General features: G+C 40.5%; 15 protein-coding genes. 3 read left to right on the top strand and 12 right to left on the bottom strand.

The window, feature by feature from the left end:
• The 3 genes from CYLST_RS25405 to CYLST_RS25410 form a co-directional block, all read right to left on the bottom strand.
• Nucleotides 1-600 (bottom strand): helix-turn-helix domain-containing protein, encoded by a 600-nt coding sequence (locus tag CYLST_RS25405; protein ID WP_015210609.1) that lies wholly within the window; start codon nt 598-600, stop codon nt 1-3.
• Nucleotides 601-890: 290 nt separating this feature from the next.
• A complete protein-coding gene (locus CYLST_RS34845; protein WP_157162640.1) occupies nt 891-1061 on the bottom strand; it encodes a hypothetical protein in 171 nt (56 codons plus the stop codon).
• 1239 nt (nt 1062-2300) lie between these two features.
• Entirely contained in the window at nt 2301-3050 is a 750-nt protein-coding gene (locus CYLST_RS25410; RefSeq protein ID WP_015210610.1) for a peptidylprolyl isomerase, read from the bottom strand.
• 1176 nt (nt 3051-4226) lie between these two features.
• Between CYLST_RS25410 and CYLST_RS25415 the strand changes: the two genes are divergently transcribed.
• Entirely contained in the window at nt 4227-4820 is a 594-nt protein-coding gene (locus CYLST_RS25415; RefSeq protein ID WP_015210611.1) for a hypothetical protein, read from the top strand.
• Between the two features lie 154 nt (nt 4821-4974).
• On the opposite strand, the gene CYLST_RS25420 is transcribed toward CYLST_RS25415, so the two are convergent.
• The 8 genes from CYLST_RS25420 to CYLST_RS25455 all read right to left on the bottom strand — a co-directional run bounded on the left by CYLST_RS25420 (nt 4975) and on the right by CYLST_RS25455 (nt 16623).
• Nucleotides 4975-5445 carry a HetP family heterocyst commitment protein gene (locus CYLST_RS25420; RefSeq protein WP_015210612.1) on the bottom strand — a complete coding sequence of 157 codons (471 nt, stop codon included), beginning with the start codon at nt 5443-5445 and terminating at the stop codon, nt 4975-4977.
• Between the two features lie 89 nt (nt 5446-5534).
• The gene (locus tag CYLST_RS25425) at nt 5535-5801 is read right to left on the bottom strand and encodes a hypothetical protein (protein WP_041233264.1); all 267 of its coding nucleotides are present in this window, start codon (nt 5799-5801) and stop codon (nt 5535-5537) included.
• 1016 nt (nt 5802-6817) lie between these two features.
• A complete protein-coding gene (locus tag CYLST_RS25430; RefSeq protein ID WP_015210614.1) occupies nt 6818-9910 on the bottom strand; it encodes an ABC transporter transmembrane domain-containing protein in 3093 nt (1030 codons plus the stop codon).
• Nucleotides 9911-10750: 840 nt separating this feature from the next.
• Nucleotides 10751-13201: a GH116 family glycosyl hydrolase gene (locus tag CYLST_RS25435; RefSeq protein ID WP_015210615.1), complete on the bottom strand. Its 2451-nt coding sequence runs from the start codon at nt 13199-13201 to the stop codon at nt 10751-10753.
• Nucleotides 13202-13700: 499 nt separating this feature from the next.
• Nucleotides 13701-14411 carry a hypothetical protein gene (locus tag CYLST_RS25440; protein ID WP_015210616.1) on the bottom strand — a complete coding sequence of 237 codons (711 nt, stop codon included), beginning with the start codon at nt 14409-14411 and terminating at the stop codon, nt 13701-13703.
• 164 nt (nt 14412-14575) lie between these two features.
• Nucleotides 14576-14974 (bottom strand): type II toxin-antitoxin system PemK/MazF family toxin, encoded by a 399-nt coding sequence (locus CYLST_RS25445; RefSeq protein ID WP_015210617.1) that lies wholly within the window; start codon nt 14972-14974, stop codon nt 14576-14578.
• A complete protein-coding gene (locus CYLST_RS25450) occupies nt 14959-15237 on the bottom strand; it encodes a hypothetical protein (protein WP_041233265.1) in 279 nt (92 codons plus the stop codon). Before CYLST_RS25450 ends, CYLST_RS25445 begins: the two co-directional genes overlap by 16 nt.
• 171 nt (nt 15238-15408) lie before the next feature.
• Nucleotides 15409-16623: an HhoA/HhoB/HtrA family serine endopeptidase gene (locus CYLST_RS25455; protein WP_015210618.1), complete on the bottom strand. Its 1215-nt coding sequence runs from the start codon at nt 16621-16623 to the stop codon at nt 15409-15411.
• 395 nt (nt 16624-17018) lie between these two features.
• Between CYLST_RS25455 and CYLST_RS25460 the strand changes: the two genes are divergently transcribed.
• Together CYLST_RS25460 and menH are read left to right on the top strand one after the other, a co-directional pair.
• Nucleotides 17019-17420 carry a metal-sensing transcriptional repressor gene (locus CYLST_RS25460; RefSeq protein WP_015210619.1) on the top strand — a complete coding sequence of 134 codons (402 nt, stop codon included), beginning with the start codon at nt 17019-17021 and terminating at the stop codon, nt 17418-17420.
• A gap of 361 nt (nt 17421-17781) precedes the next feature.
• Nucleotides 17782-18594 carry a 2-succinyl-6-hydroxy-2,4-cyclohexadiene-1-carboxylate synthase gene (gene menH / locus CYLST_RS25465; RefSeq protein ID WP_041233266.1) on the top strand — a complete coding sequence of 271 codons (813 nt, stop codon included), beginning with the start codon at nt 17782-17784 and terminating at the stop codon, nt 18592-18594.
• 394 nt (nt 18595-18988) lie between these two features.
• Here menH and CYLST_RS25470 read toward each other — a convergent pair whose 3' ends face one another.
• On the bottom strand, nt 18989-19606 hold the full coding sequence (locus CYLST_RS25470) for a glycoside hydrolase family 24 protein (protein ID WP_015210621.1): 618 nt from the start codon (nt 19604-19606) through the stop codon (nt 18989-18991).
• Nucleotides 19607-19803 lie beyond the last annotated feature (197 nt).

The raw sequence follows: 19803 nt of genomic DNA on the forward strand, positions 1-19803 counted from the left end.
CTACTTATTGGTCTGAATCAGATTGAGTGACCAATGGAAACTAGGTTTGGAGTTAGATTGCAAGTCGCAAATCGTAATACCAGCGTCCTTCGGATGATCAGTTTCTGGTGGAGCGGAACTTTTTCGTTTTGTGGAAAGTCCCATTTGTTTAAGCAGACGATTAATATGGCGATCGCTAATTTCGATGCCAAATTCAGTGGCTAGATGTTTGCTTAACCATTGAGCCGTCCAGTAACCAAAAGCATAGCCATATTCACGCGGACTATGACTTACCAATTCCTTCAATCGTTCAATATATTGATGATTTACCGTCTTCGGTCTGCCTATCGGTCGCTCATTCCACTTGTGCGCCATACCTGCTTGGGCCACACCAATCCAGTACCGCGCCATCTCCTGAGAACAACTTAAAATTTCACAGATTTGAGCCTGGGATTTACCCATATCTGCCAGCAACATAATTTCCATCCGCCGCCGATATTCTGGCTGTAAATTAGCTTGCAAGTTTTTCAGTAGAGCCTTGCGCTGAAATGGTGTTAAAAACTTACCTTCCTGTGGTTCATAACCCTCAAAAGCCTGATCTAGACTGGAATAGTATGACATAATCTTTACCAGTTGCCGTCTACTGTACAATGTGGGCAATTATGTACGTTGCAGATGTGGCTGAAATTCAGATGCCTAAAGTTCTACAGATGCAAAATTAATTGGCTCTAGCAGCCTAATTAAGTACTTACATGATGTGTAACTCACACTAGATATTTCCCCCCTAGCTTTCTGATAATCTAGAGAGTAATAAAGGCGTTTACTCAGATTTTGCTCTATCAATATCCGGCGTTAACGCGCTTCACCTGATAGATAGAGATCATCAAAAAATCTGCACCAGACCATGTAAATTAGGTTTTTTTCATCCAGTAAAATCTTGACAAAAACTTCACTCCAAAGTTACTAAAGTCGAAAGTTTGAAAGCAGTAGAAAGCATCCCTGACAAAATATGCAGCAAGCATAGCCGTTTTCTGATAAACAGCCGTGTCTGGTAAAACACCTAAAGCTAGTGAACTACTCACTGGTTAACCCATGAGTTTGAGAGCCTTTTCTAGCACTTGGTACAATAATGGTATTGATTGAAACCATTTACCCTGGTTGCTAATCAAAGGAAAGCAATTTCGAGCCTGAACGTGGCTCGTTGTTTGAGGATGTTACTGAACTCTGCAATACAGGTTCATAGGTCAACCTCCAAATATTTAGGTTGGTTAATTTTTGAATACCAAAAAAGGGTTGAAAGCTGTTCAACAGATTGAAGCCTAGAATTAGTTAACGTCAGGCACGAGTGTAAATCTATTTCTTACACTAGCCTAACAATAGTTTTTTCTCATCAGCAGATCATGATAAATCTGAAATTCTCTGTAAGAAAAATTCAACGAAACAGCGACAGTTCATCAATCTTTGTCTTGACACATATTTATTTAAAAATTTTCCTACATCCTAGCCAAGAGTTCTTCTAAAAAAAGAAATCTTTACCAAAAATTTATCATAACTTTGTTGAAAATTTATAATTGACTCAATCAAAAATAATGGTCTAGATATGATTTTTTTGCTAAATTAAATGATGATTATTTAGAATCACTTATCTCACCAGTTCGGGACTGGTAAATTACTATTTGATCGGCAAATATCTGTATAAAAGATAAATACTATCTACAACAGTAGTAGATATACCTCTATCATTGGTAGTAAGGTCACATATTTATTACCATCTGTTATATCAACCATATTTGTATCTATCTCTAGTAGGAAACTTTATTTATAAAGTAAATATTAAATTTGTCAAGTTCGTTACTAGAACTGGCGCTCATGTTCAGAATTTATCATGCTCGGTAATGTCTAACTTATCTACAGCAATTTTATTTTTACTATATTTGTATCTATCTCTAGTATGAAAAACCTCTGAAGTGAAAAGCTGCCAAAGTTTTCTCCAATTACAGTTTCTAAATCTAACCATAGGTACATGATTCTTCAATGAAATATCCGTATCGACTTAAAACCTACTTGGAACAGAGAAAGATACCTGCGGTACTTGCAACGGGTTCCTTATAGGTTAGAATTAGTTTGACTGAAATTAAATAATTAATTAAATTTATTCCCAAAATACAGGTTTATTATTTAACATCTAAACAGAGCCAAGCCAATAATTTATTTACAGCAGTTTGCCAGTAAATAAAGTACAGCTATTAGCGGTTAAACTCTTGTGTTGTCGGACTAAAAACCCGCTCTTGTGTACCTTATTTTGATGTCATTGGTAAAATCTAAACCTTGTCTTGTAATGACAAATTCAGCAGAGAGTCTAGCTCAGAAGCTAGCCAACGTTGAAACATATTATTGAGAATTTCTTGATACCTTTCAGACGTTAATTCTGCTGGTAGGAACTCATCAACCAGAAAAAGATGATAACCTTGATCAGTTTTCAGGGGAGGAATTAACTGTTTAGCTGGTGTACTAAATACAACAGCAGCTATATCTGGCTGGAGAGCAAAACGGTAAATCTTACCTTCATAACCGCACTTGTATCTGCGATGTTCATCAATATCATAAAGGTGAGCAGCATGATAAAAACTTATTTCCCCTTCTTCTATTTGATAAAAAAGCTCTTGAGCAAATTTTTCATAAGAAACAATAATTTGATAGAGAACAACTTCCTCAAACTCTAGACGATTTTGAAAAAAAACTTTTTTGACTTCTTGAGCAAACAAGAACTCAGCTAACTTTTGTGACAGCAGACTAGCATGAATTCCCGCTTCCCAATCTTCAGGGGTAATTAATTGATCTGCTAACCATGCCATTGTATCAGCAGCTTTTTCTAAGCGCTTATTTCGGCGCATATTATTCGCTTGAGCCTCGATTTCTTCTGCTGTGACAGTTATGCCTCTTTCCTGAGCTACGTGGAAAATAATTCTTTGAAATAGAACATTCTGGTATACTTCCTTAAAATCCATTTTGCTCTTAAGGAAGTTAATAATCTCCTCTGGTTCAACAATTATATTTGAAAGGTTATTCATGGTATTTATTTCTTTTTAATAACCTGCTACTATTGAAATATTTGGTTATATGTTTCGATAAGTATAAAGTAAAAAATACAAGTTTTGCAGAAAATTTTCAAAAAAAATCATTAATTTTTAACATAACTGAACTGAAGAGACTATTTATTAATTAATCTTTAGTAGGGTGTGTAATAGCAAATTAATATGAAGTTGCATAGAATAAGATATGAAAAAGAATTAACCGCAGATAAACGCAGATAAAGATGGATAATTAAATTGATTTCATCATTCTATGCAGCTTCACATAAAATTGGTATAACGGCTTTGCTATTAAGCACCATATTATAGCGGTGCGTTAGTGCCTCTTGCCTCTTGCCTTTCTCCTACCAGCAAATTCACAAATAAAATAGGACTGCAATAAAAAAACTCTACAGTTATTTGATATTTGCTTTAATTTTAAACATAAAAAAACTGGAAGCTGTTTAAGTGTTTGAGCTTCCAGTATTTGCTAGATAAATTGCCAGTTTATTTAGCAGAAATAATCCTATTTGGGAGGAATCGGATTATCATAGTTGAGAGAAAAGCGTATGAGCTATAAGTTCTACCACCCATAACAACGATTTCACCGTAACCTTTCAATTTCCATACCTGCTTTTGGTGCTAAACCTAAGTTTTTTAGACTAAGGTGACATCAACCACGGGACAAAAAGTTTTATAGATATTCAAAGTTTGATTAGAGAAAGCCACTACTCCAATCTCTCTTTGCTCAGACTTCCTGGGAAAAGGAACCACCATTAGCAACAGTTACATCGTCAGTCTTGGTTTAGAAGTTATCTAATCCATGAGATACTGACTGCTTTAGCAATCAGTTTGATATATTGCATGGTTAGAAATTAAGAGTGATTTTATTGGTGAAAATGAATCTGCTTGCCAGGCACCTCGGTTTAGGTTGTTATTTATAATTTATAATACTTTTTCTGTGTATAATTGCCACTTTGGCAGATTTCTCCGGGTAATTTATTACTCCCTTCCTGCTGCAAGATTTCCTATTTATTCAGGGCGATGTATCTAGTCTTAATGTAACAAAAGTTTGAATTTCCCTATACTCAGTGAAATTTAAGTATAATTACTATGTAGTCTGTTCGCATTCCGTCCGCTCAATGTTTAGCCTGAAATTAGAAAGGTGAGTAATTAATGAAGAAACAAACACTACTTGGTATCACAGCAAGCTTAACAGTTTTAGGTGTAAACTTCCTACCAGTTAAAGCTCAAAAAACAACAGCCAATCAACCAAATTTTAAACTGGTCAATGCAATCACAGAGACTATTCACAAAGAATTTGCAGATGCTGATTTAAATGAGATTAAAAAAGATATTACATTTCAATATACTGAACTAGATTTAAACCAAGATGGTATCAAAGAAAGTCTTGTTAGCATTCAACAGGGATTTCCCTGCAATAATCGTCATTGTCCTGTCTATATTTATCAAAAAGTCGGTAATAATTATCGCTTCATTTCCTATGTATTTACCTCACGCGGTGAACTGGAAGTAGCTGTACTTCCAAATCGAAATAAAGGCTGGATTAATATTGCTGCTCCTGTGTTCACTTATGAACCAAGAGAAATAGCTTGGAGAGTATTCAAATTTGATGGAAAACAATATCAGCTTACTTCCCAAAAATTGAGATTTAAGCCTAAGCAAATTGTCCTGAGAGAAAATCTTGTCCCCATATTTAATCTAGCAGATTTCCCAGAAACGAATCAAAGCTATAGCGATCCTAAATGAGTCGTGAACACATTTTTTATCATCGAATATTACTTGAATTCTATTGAACACTAAATTGTAAATAACCAGCCATGCTAAAGATTTTGAATCAGCATAGCTGGCTATGATGTACTCAATCAAAGGTGGTGCAGCGTCTATTGAGGCAATAGACTTTTTAAATAAAATCACAGAATTTCAAGGAAACATCTTGAGTTTTTTCTGGGTTTAATTGAGATTTTATTGGTTGAGATTCAGGAAGTTGTTTTACTAACCAATGTTCCATGTTACCACCACGAACTTCTACTTTTTGCTTGCCCACCACCTCAAGATAAGCTAAATCTTTAATTTTGCTTAAACAGCTTGGGGCAAGATTTTTCTCAGTTCTTTTCTCAGCAACTTGGTTGGCAATTGTTATATTTTCATTGTGCTGCGAGTTTGAACGGCTCATGCGGGAGTTTTCTTTGAGTAACCGGTTGTAAGTGCGGTAGGGAATGTAATGTAGAGGATTGTAGCCAACAAACCGCAGCATTAAAACACATGCCCAGGAATACTTGCCGGCAAGGATGGCTTCTACGACTTGGTCAAATTGTTCAGGATGCATTTTCTTATCTAAGTTGCTACTAATGCCAGGAATGTCTTGATTCATAGTGTTAGTTGTCTTGGATGAAGTAAACTCGTCCGGTTTCTTCGAGTGTGAGTGTTTTAATTAGGGTTGACAAACTGCGGAAAAAGAGGTTAGTTTCGGCAATTTTGGCTAGTTTTCTGGGTAATTTTCTCTTTGGCTGGTCGCAGACTACTAGCTTTAGCCGCTATGGGGACAAATGCTGCAAGAGGTTGAGGAGTTAGTGGAGTCTGAGTCATCAAAGCTATGATTTGCCGAGATGGGGTGTGACTGACTTTTTCAATCTTTGCTGTACACACCCAAACTAGCTGGGGATGCAAATTATCATGGTTCATCCCTGAACTGCGGTTTTGGCTCGAAATTTTGACTCTTATAGACATGATGATCATTTCCACTCCTCTAACCTTTGATTGAAAACTTGACTGTTTTGAATCAAGTCTGTTTACTGCATACCATAATTTCCCTGATTCCCTCCGTGGTTCCACAGCCCTCACCCACTGGGATTGGTTGCTAGGGTTGCCACCCCCTATTGGTTACTACTAGGTGTGGCTCTTGGTAGATGCAGTTTTGCCCTGAAGAAAATTTCCTAACCCCTAATTCAATTACTTTCCCTGATTATTTGTTGTGTAAGTTATTGCTAATAAAATCTGAATGTTTTCAGTGAAGTTGCATTTTTATTAGCTTGTCTGGAAAATATATCCCCACCCTGAATCTCAAAACTTACACTTTTATTTATACTATTTTTCGCTGCTCATGTCATCCGGCAATTTTATAGGCTTATAAGTTAATTTTAATCAACATCTTTAGTTAATTCCTGATGTAATTTATCTCTTTATTTTATGCCTTAATATTTAATATGAAACAGGGGGTAACACCCCTCATGCAATCTATTTTAAAGTTATATTTTTCTCAAGTTACTAGGAAATTTTGCTACTAATTTTGCCTGCAAAACCTTACCATACAAGCATTACAGATGCTATCTGCGAAATCTGACTAGACTATATTTATTGAAATTATTTTTTATATATCATTGATTAAATGTTGTTATCTATCTGAGTAAAATATGTTGTATGGAAAGATTGTTAGCTTTCACTTATCCGCATAAATTACAGTAAAATTATTGTGTTTATTGCAGAGTTTTTTGCCAGTAATTACAAAGAAAAAACTTATAATAATTTTTGAAATATGGTATAATCTATTAACTTTATAGAGGCTAAAAAATAAATATAAAAATACCCCTTGAGGGGGCATTATGAAAATAAACTGTAGCAGGTTTTACTAATCTAAATTAGATTTTTTATAATTAATAATTAGTTATTTTCTAGAGAATGTTGCTCAGTTAATTTACTAATAATTTTCCTGATTTTCGGGGTCTGACTGACTAAGCTAGGTGAGATTACAGCGGCAATTGCTGTTGAGCTAAGTGGGAATAAAAACCGCCAATTGCTATTAGTTCTTGATGAGTACCTTGCTCAACGACGATACCTCGGTTGAGGACAAGGATACAGTCGGCATGGTACATGGCACAAAGACGCTGGGAGATGATGAAGGTGGTACGATACAGACTAATGCGGGTTAAGTTTTCGTGAAAAGAGCGTTCTGAATCGGCATCTAGGGCGCTTGTCGCTTCATCCAAAATCAAAATTCCTGGATTTCTGATCAGTGCGCGAGCGATCGCAATTTTTTGTCTTTGTCCACTAGAAAGCTGGAAACCGCCAGCGCCGACGGGGGTGTTGTATCCCAAAGGCAGCGCCTCGATAAAGCTGTGTGCTTCTGCTAACTTCGCAGATGCGATCGCACCTTCAAGACTAAATTCCGAGCTATACAAAGTGATATTGTCTAAAATCGTGCCGGAAAACAGAAAACATTCCTGTGAGACAAACCCTAACTGACTTCGCAACGACTGGGGCGAAACCTCAGCAATATCATGCCCATCAATCAAAATCCGCCCAGTGTGGGGACGATATAAACCAGTCAGTAAATTAACTACAGTGCTTTTACCAGAACCACTTTCACCAACAATGCCAATAGTCTGCCGGGGTTTCACCTTAAAAGTCATATTTTGTAAGGTGTTGCGCTCTTCCGAGGCATTGTAACGAAAAGAGACATTCTCAAAACGCACTTCACCGCGAATTGGGGGCAGGGCTTTTTGGGGATTTTCTTCGGGTACAGAATCCAAAACATCGTTCAGCCTCTCCAGAGAAATCAGTACCTCTGGCAACTCATTCCCCAATTCCACCAAAGCCAAAACGGGATTAACAACATTACTGGTGAGCAGATTAAAAGCCACAAACTCACCCAGGGTCATCTCTCCACCCATCACCAAACTCGCCCCGAACCACAACACCATTGTGTTACCGAGGTGCAAAAGTAACCGGTTAGCTAGTTGTAATTTATTAGCTAGCTTCTGCCCACGCAACCGCACCTGCACCATACTCATAAACCGCTCCTGCCAACGATTCTGCATTGACGCCTCAGCCCCTGCGGTTTTAACTGTGGCCACACCAGTGATCATTTCTACTACCGAGGCATTTTGTTGTGCTGATGAGAGCAGAATTTCCTGGGATACTTTTTTCAGGAAGGGACTGACTCCCAAGGTCAAAAGCACAATCGGTAAAATCCAACCCAGGACTAAAAGAGTCAGTTGCCAGTTGTAATAAACCATCAACCCCAAAAAAATCACCACCATCACAGCGTCTAAGGCAGCACCAAGCACTTGATGGGTGAGAAATATCTGAATTTTGCGGTTTTCCTGAATACGGCTAATAATGTCTTCCACTTGGCGCGAGGCAAAAAACTGCAACGGTAACTGTAATGTGTGACTGATAAAACCACTCATTAAGCTGAGGTCGATGTGGTTGGCAAAATAGTCCAGCAGAAATTGACGCCCGGCTGTTAAAGCTATGCGCCAGATGCCTAAGATGAGGAAGCCGACAGCAAAGATATTTAGAGGAACAAAGCTTTGGAGGGGGATGACGCGGTCAAGAACAATCTGAGTAAATAGGGGAGTAGCCAGTCCCAAAACTGAACCCAAGACTGAGGCGAGAATGATTTGCTGGAGTAATTGACGATGAGTCTGGAATAACTGCCAATAGCGATTTAGAGAAACTTCCTCACTTTGGAGGGCGTCGAATCGTTCCGTGGGGTTTAAAATCAGGGCGTATCCTGTCCAGCCGGCTTCAAACTCAGAACGCGAGAGCCAGCGTTTACCTCTAGCTGGGTCGGCAATTAAAATGCTCACGCCTTTGACTCGCCAAACAACTAGATAATGAATTCCTTGCCAATGAGCCACCCACGGGTTAGGATTGGATTCCAGCTTATCCAAACTCGCCCGCACAGGTAGCACATCATAGCCTAAAGTTTGGGCGGCAGCGGCTAAACCCTGGAGCGACGCACCCATCCGATCTACTGCCGCTAAATTTCGCAGACTGTTGAGGCTCAAACGTTTGCCCCAATATTGGCTAATCATTGCCAAGCAGGCTGCCCCACAATCGGAGTAACTCTGCTGCTGAATAAAAGGATAAGTACGCCAGAATCTACCTCTGGGTGGAGGTTGAGGAAAATCAAGATCTTGTAAACTGTGTAGACTGTCTGTCAGGGAATGGTTAGGTAGCGGATCAATTACCTGGGAAACAGGATTTGGAGATATTTGCCAGTTATGATCAAATTTCTCCTCTTTGATTGGTGGCAACTTGTGAGGAAATAGCTGCGGTGCTAAAGCTGTTGCTAATTCCCAATGTTCTATCGGCAAGTGGTAAACTGACAACTCCGTGGCGGCAATGCCCTCGATTGGTGTGACATCAGGATATCCCCAGCTTTGAGCTACAACTGCTGAGGTTTGAATTTTTCCCCTCGCCAGCCAAAAGCGTCCTGTTGTTGGCGGTGCTGCTTCTACCAAAGACGAACCAGCGTTGATTTTGCTCTCTCGGATATGGGGTAAAAATTGCTTGATAGTTAAGCTGGGCAATGAGCGCAACTCAGTGTAACTTTTGAAGAAAATTAGTGCTTGTCGCTCAACAGTTAACTGAATCAGATAATTTTCTAGCTTAGGTAGGCGCTGCAACCAAAGTTTGAGGGTACCGAGGGGAATTTGCGCCACCACACCCGCACTAGATGCGATCGCGCGGTATGAGAAAGGTTGAGTGCAAAAGAGATGGTCGCCGCCAAAGATTTGTTCCGCCAACAGCAACTGAGTAGAAACTTCTCGCCCAGCAGTGGCATCAAACGCCAGCAACCGCACACGACCTTGGCAAACTAAGTAAATATTATTGTCGCTGTCTTGATTTTGCCCCCCTAAACAGTAGCTCGTTAGTTCGTCACCTAGTTGAAATTCCCGTAAAACCCAAACTTTCCTAAAGTCTGATGCTAGACTTGTATCCCCGGCAAGTAAATTTAAAAGTTTAATAATAGCCGCATTGGGAGTGGGAAACTGGGAATTACTTGTATATTTCCGCTCTCCCTCGACTCTTAACGACGAAGAGGAGTTCATGATTTTATTTCCGTGGTTTTAGTCAACTGGTTAACTTTTACGCTTATGAGCGATTACGGGAGAACAACGTTGGCAATTACTTCACTGCTTGGATTTAGCATCATTCCCACCACCTCTGGAAAACGCAATTATTTGTGTTTTGAATCACCAATTGCTGAGGTCTCATTTTTCAGTGGCTTTTTTTAAGTGAAAGTTTGCGAAACAAGATAGAAAAAGGCAAAACCCAATTTTTGTTTACACCAGACTCTCAGTCACTGCTGATGCATGCTTGTAAAATCTACACATTACCTCAGGGTTGATCAAAATTTTATTCGGTGTTCATTTGCGTAAGTTGCTCCTTTGCGTAGTTTTAAACACATTTAATTTATAAAATCAACAGTTAAATAATCCAGTAGATTTGGGGATATTTTTTTTACGCTATAACTTAGAAACTTGATATCCACGAAAAATCTCATAATAATAAAATCTTTCTTGAGAAAAGATTGTTCATCGTGAACATAAAGTTAGTAAGTTTTATGGCTAACCCTGGCAGTATGGGCATTTTTGAACACTTTGTTTTCAGTTTTAAATCTTTCAACTCTTACCATTACTTATATTTTCCTACGATTCCGGAAACAACCGGAAAATACAATCACAAATGGAGATATCTGCTTACTGGGTAAAAAGTGGGACATTAGCTAGGGCGAATTTTAAAACAACACTGCGTTTATGAATGTATCTTAAGTTGCAAATTGAAAATTGGGTTGCCCAATAATTGATTAGACATAGCAGTGAAAATTAAATATGCATTATGCAGAACCCAAGGTAGAGACGTTGCATGCAACGTCTCTACATTCTTTGCTAGGACTTGGATAAGTTCTGAACCAAGTAAATTGCCCAAATAGCCATTGGCCGCAGGTAAGTACTAGCGCGGAAAGTACCAGTGGTGGTGATGGCTTCAGGAGTGCGGAATTGCAACCCATTGTCGTAAATTTGGCTTACCACAGCTTGTGTTAACCGCAATGCTTCATCCTGCATTCCCATTTGCACGAGAAAAGCTGCCAGTCCAAAGTTAATCCCCGTCCAGACTTCTAGGGGATGAGTAGCATTAGGATTTTCCGGGACACCATCGGGACGCACACCGTTAGCAGCACCAAACTGACCATCGAAGAATTTTAAGAAACAAGCATCATATACTGTTTGTAAAGCAGAGAGAGCGCGATCGCATTTTACAATATCTGGTAATCCCAACAATCTAGCGTAGAACTGCCCACACAACTGATCTGCCATTACCACTTCAGTTCCACTTTCACTATCCAGACGGTAATATTGGCCATTCCAAAGCTTCTCCTCATACACAGTCAGAGATTGCGCCAACCAAGCCCCATAAATAGACCTTTGCGTCTCCAAATTCTTGGCGTTCTTGGCGTCTTGGCGGTTCGTTAATAAAATATCACAAATAGCGATCGCACATTCCAAAGCCGCCAACCACAACCCCCCACAATAAGCACTCACACCCTGCAACCGCCAATCATCAAAAGTTTGGTCAGGTGCGCCAGAATTTTCCGGAATCCCATCCCCATCTTTGTCGAAACCTTTCAAATAATCAAGAGTCTGCACAATCGCATCCCAACAATCTGCGAGAAATTCCACATCATCAGCACCCGTAAACAGAAAATCTCGGTATACTTGCAACACAAAATCACTGCCCAAATCCTTCCACAAATTGCAATCTTGATAGCAGGTATAGTTAGTTTTTTCCCAGACGTGTTCATTGGGTGCGCCCAAATCATGGGGTGTCGCCCCGGCAATTTTGCGGACTGCTGTGGTAGTATCTGCCCCAATGGTGTAATAGTAGCCAATAATCCGCTGATGATCATCACTCTGGGGAATTGCCCGTGCAAAAGCCCGAATTACCGACTTTTCCAATTCGGGAAATAACATCAGCAAAGCGAAGGAACCGTATAACCGCACATCGAGACTTTCATACCAGCGGTAATCTAAGCATTCTAATACTGCAAACTGACCGAAGGGGTCAAGTTCTGAGGCTGCACTCCAGAGAGTCCCGCCGCTGGTAAGGTCGTAAAGCTCATTAAATAGAGCCATTTTGAACCAGGGAGGTAAATCTTCGCGGACAAGAATCGGTTTTTGCCAGTTTTGAATCTGCGATCGCCAATTTTGGTATTCTTGTAGAGATAGAAATGCGATCGCCTCAGCATTTTGACCACTGCGCCCAAAAAAGTCTGTATATCTGCGATAATAGTTAACTCCCGCCGCAAATTCCGTCACCGGAAAATCCCAAGCCAGCACAAAAGGAACTTCTAAACATTCCCCAGGTTGCAGAGTGAAACGCACAGCCAGCGCCGCCCCAATTCGGGTATTCTCTGCGGCCGCTGTCTCATCTACATAATTAGGCAAAGAACCATCAGCAGCAAAGCTTTGCCACACCTCATCACCCGTACCAACAGGATTCCATCGAGTGTGGTGAAATACCTCAATCAGGGGATGTTTGCGAGTTGCAATACACCAAGTCCCGTCCCCTTCCTGCACAGGTGCATCACTAGCCACCCGACCTAAAACACAACCAACTTGTTGAGTATTTTCAATTAACTGATGATAATTTCCTTGACTTTTTCCCAACCGTGGCTGATATTCATAAACCGGACTACCATCATCCCGTATCTGCACTTTGGGAGATTTCAGGGCATTAGTAAACCAACCTACCATATTTTCCCAAGTGAGCATAATACTGAGAGTGATAGGTGCATCTGTCGGGTTATGTGCTTTCCAGTTAAACACCGCCACAGGGTAGCTAGTTTCTTGGTAATTATTCGCCCAAACCGGGGAAAATTGCTCACAGCTTAACTGTGCTTGAAATACATTCTCATAAACAAACCAACTACGCGGATACAAAGCGTGATATGTGCCTGTATCTTGTGGGGTGGGCATCTTGCCCGCCTTTGATTCTGCACTACGCGGATACCATTGCCAAGCAGAGAGAGTGCCATCTTCCGGGGGTTCGGTAGATAAAGCGTAAGCCTGAGAGGAGGCGCCATGAGACTCAAAAACGCTAAATTGACAAGCAGGGATATTTTTGAAAGTATGTTCACCGCCGTCAATATGCCACAGGTTAAAGTCTCCCCGTGAAGAACGACCAATGCAACCAGCACCAAAGCCACCTAAAGGCATCCCATGCCACGGGCCATCATCAATATTGCTAGGGTAGCGGACTGTATAGGGTTTGTCCCAGCCGAGTCCAATGGGACGGTTCCAAGTGCAAGCGGGAATTTCCGGGGAGGGTAAAATAGTCATCGCCTGATATCACAGATTTACGCTAATGAACACTAGCGCGATGTGTGACTTTTCTCAAGTCATCGGTGGGGCGGCATTTTTTTTCATCACTCACAATAAAAACAGCTTGACTTAGCCGAAAATTATTTTCTATTTACTCATTTGCACCAATAATCACCTCAGAATTCATTCTGAGGCTAATAGCAGAAGTCGTCTAAAAACGACTGATAAAGGATTTCAGTCCGTTTTAACTCATATCTTGCACCTAGCCCTAACGACTGAAAGTCGCGGCTATAAAAACGTTCGCGTAGCGTCCCGTAGGGATAGTCTACCGACCTGGCCTAATCAAAAATAAAGAATTTTGAAGCCTGCGTAGGCAGGCTTTGTTCTGGTAGCCGCGATTTTAATCGTCTGGTGCAAGATATTAGTTTTAAAGGACTTTGGCTATAAGAGGAGGGAATTCATTCTCAGGCGGGTTAGGAAGGCTTAATAAGAATGGTACAAAATATAACTTTTAAAGTTAGTTATTGCTTGATGTGTCTTTATCATACTCGATGTTAATCTTATTCATTTCTGTGATGAGGGTAGCTTTGTATTCATCATCAAGATTTGCCTCTGGGGCACACTTTTTTTGTAACAAGAGCAGTTGTTCTAAATCGACTTCTCGCTTGGCAAAACATTTCGTCAGCAAGCGATAAAGTTGCTCCTCCGCCTGATCAGCAAATATTGAAACGCCGTTGTTGTACCATACATAGTCATAGATCCATTTTTTTAGAATTTCCACGTCATCCCAGCGCCATGTTGTAACGCGAGATATCGCTGATAGAGGAATCGCGCCAATATAACAACAGTTACCCATTTGTTGAAGGCTGTCTTTCCAAAGATACTGGTAGGACTCTAAATTTTCACTGAAATATTTTGTACGTTCTGTTATCTCTTTTCCGACTTCCAAATCTAGGTTTGAGTGTGCTAAGAAGTCTTCATCAGGGTAGAAATTATGTTTTTCTACTAAATCAATATCTATTTCGATTAAGGCTCCCATCCAGATTTTCATTTTGAGGACACCGCACATGTGAGCATAGTATGGTGCATAAGCATCACTTAAATAAACAGCGTCGGGTCTTGACTTATACTCATCAAACCAATTGCCATTTTCAGAGGCTCTGGGTAACAATCCCTGACTTAAAATGCCGGGAACATTTTCAAAACACGTACCGTGGTAAAGCAACATTAGTCTATTTCTAGAACAATAATCTTAGTATACTCAGTATTTCAGTAATAGGCGATCCATACACTAAATTATAAAAGTGATATCTAGGACGGGCTACGCCTACACCATTTCTACTAAACCATGCTCTAGGTAATTGCCCACCCTAACATCATCAAAAATGTTTATCATTTTGGATTTCTGCCCCGTTCTAAAGCTTTTGATGCTGGTGGTGGTTCAGGTAGCTTTTGAAGGATTTTAATAATTGCAGTAATGACTTCATTGATTTTTTCAAAGTTCAATTTACCGATATGTCGAATAACATTACTTTTATCAATCGTGGCAATAATGTTAGGGCGAATATAACAAGGACTTAAATTTAATTTTCCAGATATGAAATCTTGGTCTTCTAATTTAATTTCATAGTCTCTACCTGGTTTGCTGGTAATAGGACAAACGATAATATTATTAGTATCTGATTCAGCTATTACTAACGCAGGTCTTCTTTTAGTAGCAGATGCGTCAGAAAATGGAAAAGGTACAGAGATGACATCACCTTTGACAAGATGTTCTATAGATCCTTCCAAGCTTCGTCTTCCTCTGTATTTAGCCAAACTTTACTCAGTGATGACTCACTCAATTCCAGAAAATCTTTTACTAGTGTTTGAGAATTTTCTAAATCGCTAGCTTGCAAATTCTGAACTTTTTCAAGTGGTAATCCAGTTAATTTTGCTACTAAAGCTAAATCAATACCTTCCCGCAGCATATTGAGTGCAACTTGGGTTAAACCATGCTGCAAACCTTGCTGCCATGCATCGCGTAACGTTTTAGTTTGAATTGCTTCCGTCATGATGATTAATATTCCCGCAATAGACAATCTCTATGCTGATTCTAGGAGCGTTTGAAACCCGCGCAGGCGGACTTCCCGGCGGGAAGTCGCTACGCGTCTTGTCTGTGTAGTTGCAGTTTCTAATTGCCGATTTAACTTAACAAGTGTCCCTGAACTCTCGTGACGCCTGTTCTACGAAGCGTTTTGCAACTCAGCGGTGCGGACTGAAATCTGCTGTGTCTGATTACCCCGTTGCACTTTCACCTGCAACGCTTGACCAAGGCGACTATCTTCCACAATGCTTTGCAACTGTTCGGCGGTGGTGATTGGTTCTCCATCAATTTGGAGAATCACATCGCCGCGTCGAATACCGGCTGCTGCTGCTGGCGAATTGGGGACAACTCGCATCACCAAAACCCCATTAACTTCAGGAATGACGATCGCCGAATTCGGGTCAGTGTTATTCTGTTTTGCTAGCTGGGGCGTTAATGTCACCATTTGCACGCCTAAATAAGGGTGAGCAACTTTACCGTCACGTTGCAATTGCGATGCGATCGCTTTAGCTTTATCAATAGGAATCGCAAACCCAATCCCCATCGCATCCGCCCGAATCGCTGTATTAATCCCAATCACCTCACCTCTACCGTTTAATAATGGCCCCCCAGAGTTACCAGGGTTAATCGCAGCGTCGGTTTGAATGAATTCCAAGCGTTTATCAGTAATTCCCACTTGGGCGCTGGAACGTTTAAGAGTGCTGACAATGCCCAAAGTAACGGTGTTATCAAATCCTAAAGGATTACCAACTGCGATCGCCCAATCTCCAACCTGCACATTATTAGAAGAACCCAAAGGCGCCACAGGTAAATCATTCCCAGCGTTAATCTTCACCACCGCCAAATCTGTCACTTCATCAATCCCTTGCACCTTACCTTCAAAGGTGCGACCATCTTTGAGGCGGACTGTCACCTTATCAGCCTGATCCACTACATGGGCATTGGTGAGAATTAACCCACTCTTGTCAATAATAAAACCAGACCCCAAACCGCGTAATTGCTCCGTGGGTGACTGTTGGGGCAAACCTTCACCAAAAAACCGCCGGAAAATCGGATCTTCCAAAAATGGATCAACACGGCGAGTAATAGTACGCTCCGTATCAATCCGTACTACTGCTGTTCCCACACGGTTCACTGCATCTGTCACAAAACTACTAGTACCGATAGCCGCCGTTGCAGGTGATTGCCTTTGAGCAACGAGTCCCGGTGCTTCTGCTATCGTCAAGCGGGGCGCAGATTCTGCTTGGGAAGGTAACACCCACAAACTACTAACCGTGAGCAAAACTCCGAAAGCAACTGCTAAAACATAAATACTGCGTTGGCGTATAGACTGGGATATTTTGGGAATTTGCATAATGATCTAGAAGCCTAGTTTTTACTTAGTCGTGACAAATCTATCTACACTTATTTTTACAGCTTGGTTGGAAAACCCTCAGTCATGGAAGTTTGCACTCTACTACAGGTTTCCTCACCTCGTCCCCAGGTTTGATTTAGGGCATAGCGCCAGTTACCTATAATCAACTTAATGGAAGATTGAGCTACAAAGCTATTATGGAGATTCACCCTTAAAAGGTTCGGGTTTTACCCATTAATCAAGATTTTCGATTCTTGGTGGGTCAGTGACAAGTAGTGATAAAATACACAATTTACTACTTAAGACAGATGATAAAATAACTGACAGCACCCATTACCCCTGAATCATTGCCTCCCTTGCTAGGATCTTAATTAATACCAGAACCTTGATCACCCATGAATAGCTCAAACCGATTAGCTAAAGAATCCTTGCCAACATCCCAGCAAGCAGAACACACCCACGATCACGATCTAGACCACAACCACACAGATCATACTCCTGGGACTGGAGAATCGGCTCATCCTCACGTCCATAGTCAAGAGTCTTTGCGGCGAATTGTCAATCGGCTGTCGCGGATCGAAGGACACGTTCGTGGCATTAAGACAATGGTGCAGCAAAGTACCCCTTGTCCTGATGTTTTATTGCAAATTGCCGCTGTTAGAGGCGCATTGGATCGGGTAGCGCGAATTGTATTGGATGAACATTTAACTGAGTGTGTTGCCAGAGCTGCCAAAGAAGGCAATATGGAATTTGAAATTGAACAACTTAAAGCTGCTTTAGATCGGTTTTTACCTTAGCGGAAGAAAAAAGATAGATCTTATTACTACAAGTATTTTAGTGATTTTGCTGGATTATTCTGGTTTTTAGTGCCATAATTCATACAATTGTCTCACAATCTTTAGCGATAGTTTGGGCATCTGGATATAAATTATACGATGAGCGCTATCTCATTGAAAGGAGATTATCAAGTGATAATTCTCAGTAACTAAAGCATAATACCCAAATTTAACCGAATCTTGCCTAAATATTTCTTTGACCAATCCATCAGTTACCAAATTGTTGTTGAAGAACATAATGGGCAAATACGGTGTATTGCCAATTCCAGACAAGATACAGAATTCCTAATCGAGATTCCTAGTATCTATCATGGCGCCAAATATGATCCTAGAAAACTATCAATTTAACTATTCTTTAATTGCTAAACAAGATAAACCATTAATTCTTTTTTTACACGGATTTATGGGTAACATCAATGAATTTGATCAAGCCATAAAATTATTATCTGATGATTTTTCTTATCTAACACTTGACCTCCCCGGACATGGCAAAACTCAAGTTTTCGGTGGGGATGAATACTATAAAATGGAACATACTGCTCATGGTTTAATCAACTTATTGGATGAGTTAAAAATATCTCAATGCTTTTTAGTTGGTTATTCAATGGGGGGTAGATTAGCTTTATACCTCACCCTAAACTTCCCGGAACGTTTTCTAAAAGTTGTCCTAGAGTCAGCTTCCCCAGGTTTGCCAACAGATGCAGAACGATTAAACCGCATTAAACTAGATTCCCAAATAGCCAGAAAATTAACTAGAAGTGTTGCTAAAAATGACTTTGCTGCTTTTCTAGACAATTGGTACAATCAGCCAATTTTTGGTGATATCAAAAATCACCCAGAATACGCTCGCATGGTAGCCAGCCGTTTAGAAAATAATCCACGGGAATTAGAGAAATCACTGCGCTTTATGGGCACTGGCTACCAACCCTCTTTGTGGGAAAAGCTAGAAGAAAATAAAATTCCTTTGCTTTTGCTAGTTGGCGAATATGATAATAAATTTATAGCTATTAACACACCAATGGTTAACAGATGTGAGTTTGCCCAGCTAAAAGTAATTAGTAATGCTGGGCATAATATTCATTTTGAAAACACTTCGGCTTTTGTGCAAAATGTCAGAAATTTTTTGATGCAGTAAGTTATATGATGTCCGGTAAATCACCCATAATGTAGAGACGTTACATGCAACGTTTCTACATCGGTTAGCAGCTTTTTTATTATGGTCAATTAAACGGACATTATATTAGCGACTATAGCCGTTTTCAATCCTATAGAATACAGTCTATTTGTAGGGGCACAGCATTGCTTGCCCTTCATTGGTGTCAACTTAACGTGAAAACCTGGTAAAAACTAAGTTTCATCTAAACCTTTCTCGTTCCCATACTCTGTATGGGAATGAATTCTATTCGGCTCTGCCTTCAATGACAGCAGAAGAGGTAGAGCCTCTGTGATGACATTCCCAGTCGGAGACTCTTAACGAGATATAGTAAGAATTTGAGCTTAAGTTGACACTCATGAGCAATGCTGTGCCTTTACTTCTTAGATTTTAGTTTGCTGGTAGGTGTAGGTGTCAACTTTGGTGATGCTGGTTGATTAGCTGCGGTTAATTCTTCTTGCAAGACATTCTGATAAACCTTAGGTAAATAACGAGTGTTGGAATTAGTTTCTATCCCATATCCCAAACTTGTCCAAGTGGGAGACAGTCGCCGCAAAACTTCATTTAACTTTCCCTGACGCAGCAGTTGAGAAATGTCAGTTTCCCAAACTCGTGAGTCACTCAACCAGCGGTGAACCACCACATCTTGATACTCTGGTTCAAAACTATAACCAGTCCAAAACATTAACTGCGTCGGTTTTGGGTGATAGCGGGGGGCGATATGATACCAAGTAGTATTGATGATTTGATATCTGCCAGCCGCCGTGGAACAATTACCAGTGTTCGGGCCTGTGACAATGGTGACGCATATCTCCGGATGACGGCTGAGGTCATTGACTTGCTGTCCGCCATATAACAAAGAATAAGGACGGTTCCCACTGGCCTCACTTGCTGAGATGGTTCGCATTAAAGCACGGATGTAAGGATCACCGCCTTTCATCACTAAGGGAAGCTGTTTTCCCCCAAGAACAGGATCAGTAGGCGATCCTCCCAAGGGAATCGGCCCAAATCGCCAATCGTCAAAAACATACCACTGAAATAGATATACGAAGCCGAGCAGCGCAGCTATTGGGCCAATCAGTTTTTCAACGCCTTTCAGATTTAGACTCCTGCTTACAATTTGCTCTCTTAGCTAACAACAATCATCGACGCACTCTTGGAGGCAAAGTTCGCGTAATATAAGAACGTTGC

The sequence above is a fragment of the Cylindrospermum stagnale PCC 7417 genome (assembly GCF_000317535.1).
In the GTDB taxonomy this organism is placed as follows: domain Bacteria; phylum Cyanobacteriota; class Cyanobacteriia; order Cyanobacteriales; family Nostocaceae; genus Cylindrospermum; species Cylindrospermum stagnale.

Excerpts from the sequence above, each read along its gene's own strand:
- CYLST_RS25405 (WP_015210609.1), bottom strand. The coding sequence starts at position 600 with ATGTCATACTATTCCAGTCTAGATCAGGCTTTTGAGGGTTATGAACCA.
- CYLST_RS25410 (WP_015210610.1), bottom strand. The coding sequence starts at position 3,050 with ATGAATAACCTTTCAAATATAATTGTTGAACCAGAGGAGATTATTAAC.
- CYLST_RS25415 (WP_015210611.1), top strand. The coding sequence starts at position 4,227 with ATGAAGAAACAAACACTACTTGGTATCACAGCAAGCTTAACAGTTTTA.
- CYLST_RS25420 (WP_015210612.1), bottom strand. The coding sequence starts at position 5,445 with ATGAATCAAGACATTCCTGGCATTAGTAGCAACTTAGATAAGAAAATG.
- CYLST_RS25425 (WP_041233264.1), bottom strand. The coding sequence starts at position 5,801 with ATGTCTATAAGAGTCAAAATTTCGAGCCAAAACCGCAGTTCAGGGATG.
- CYLST_RS25430 (WP_015210614.1), bottom strand. The coding sequence starts at position 9,910 with ATGAACTCCTCTTCGTCGTTAAGAGTCGAGGGAGAGCGGAAATATACA.
- CYLST_RS25435 (WP_015210615.1), bottom strand. The coding sequence starts at position 13,201 with ATGACTATTTTACCCTCCCCGGAAATTCCCGCTTGCACTTGGAACCGT.
- CYLST_RS25440 (WP_015210616.1), bottom strand. The coding sequence starts at position 14,411 with ATGTTGCTTTACCACGGTACGTGTTTTGAAAATGTTCCCGGCATTTTA.
- CYLST_RS25450 (WP_041233265.1), bottom strand. The coding sequence starts at position 15,237 with ATGACGGAAGCAATTCAAACTAAAACGTTACGCGATGCATGGCAGCAA.
- CYLST_RS25455 (WP_015210618.1), bottom strand. The coding sequence starts at position 16,623 with ATGCAAATTCCCAAAATATCCCAGTCTATACGCCAACGCAGTATTTAT.
- CYLST_RS25460 (WP_015210619.1), top strand. The coding sequence starts at position 17,019 with ATGAATAGCTCAAACCGATTAGCTAAAGAATCCTTGCCAACATCCCAG.
- menH (WP_041233266.1), top strand. The coding sequence starts at position 17,782 with ATGATCCTAGAAAACTATCAATTTAACTATTCTTTAATTGCTAAACAA.